General features: G+C 46.4%; 1 protein-coding gene. It reads left to right on the forward strand.

Annotation, left to right across the window (positions count from 1 at the left end; translation table 11 throughout):
* Positions 1-1,364: hypothetical protein (locus ACIPUA_RS06420; protein WP_449059442.1), on the forward strand; the 1,364-nt coding region annotated here is incomplete at both ends.

Consider the following 1,364-nt stretch of genomic DNA (forward strand, 5'->3'; position numbering starts at 1 on the left):
ACAAAATACCAACCAAGTGACGCAAATTAGCACACTGGAGCTTAGCCCTATTGCCCCAACAGCAGCAGGTAACTCGCCAACACTGACGGTGAAAGCTCTTGATATCAATCAACATGGTGTCACGCAAATTGCTGATGACTTTAAGGTCACGCTCAATGGTGCACTGATAGACGCCATTTTCACTGAATCCTTAACTTCAAAAGGGGCTTACACCGTGACCTTGCCACCGCAAAAAGTCGGTAAATATACGGTTAAAGTGACTGCCTATAAACAAACCGCACAGCAAACGTGGGAAGTTAATGTGGCTTCTGTCATCACGGCAACCAACACCTCGGGAACGGGTACGCAGGGTGCACGCGGCGTGGTCAAAACCGCCGAGCTCACAGCGGTATCAACTCAAAACCTGAAATCAGGGGATAGTGTAAGACTGACGCTGACCTTAAAAGATGCGTTTGATAACCCTCTAAGTGGTATTGATGTTAAAAACATCAAATTAACCCACAACCAAACCGGTAATGTGCTTTGGGTTGATAACAAAGATGGGACCTACATTGCGGACTTAATGTTAACGGCATTGGGTGAAGACCTCTTAGTCGCTAAGGTTAACAGTTCGCAAAGTGATCCGGTTAAGATTGACGTGAAAAAAACACAAGGAGATAAACACATCAACAAGGTTGTTATCACCCATATAACCCCTTCTGTAGGCGCAGGGGCAGAAAGTACCTTAACGTTTACCTTAGCCGATGTTCAAGGGAACCCGGTTGACGGCATCCAACAGGTTGAGGTCGCAATCGATCAGCTTAAACCGAAAAAAATTAACGTCAATCAACAAGCGGATGGCAGCTACACAGGAACATTACCGGGGCAACTCAGTGGTGCTCATGAGGTGGTTATTTCTGCCAATGGGCTAAAATCCAACCAAAAAACGCTAAACGTGGCGCAAGCCGATACCGTTACCGCAACGACAGATGGCAGTGGCATAAAAGACAAGCAAGGTGTTGTTAGCAGCGTGGTACTAAGTGCACCAAAAACAATGTTAACATCTGGCGCGAATGTGCAACTGACCGTCAGCTTAAAAGATACCTTCCACAACCCACTCAAAGGAGTTAGCAGTAAACATATTGCGCTACAACATAGCCAAACGGGCAGTGTGGCATGGGTAGATCACAATAACGGCAACTACACAGCAACATTGCCGTTAAATAAACTGGGGCCTGATACACTGAAAGCCACAGTAAACTCAATAGCAAGCCAAGCTATCACTGTTCACGTACAAAATACCAACCAAGTGACGCAAATTAGCACACTGGAGCTTAGCCCTATTGCCCCAACAGCAGCAGGTAACTCGCCAACACTGACGGTGA

The sequence above is a fragment of the Providencia sp. AGC89 genome, from assembly GCF_053543535.1.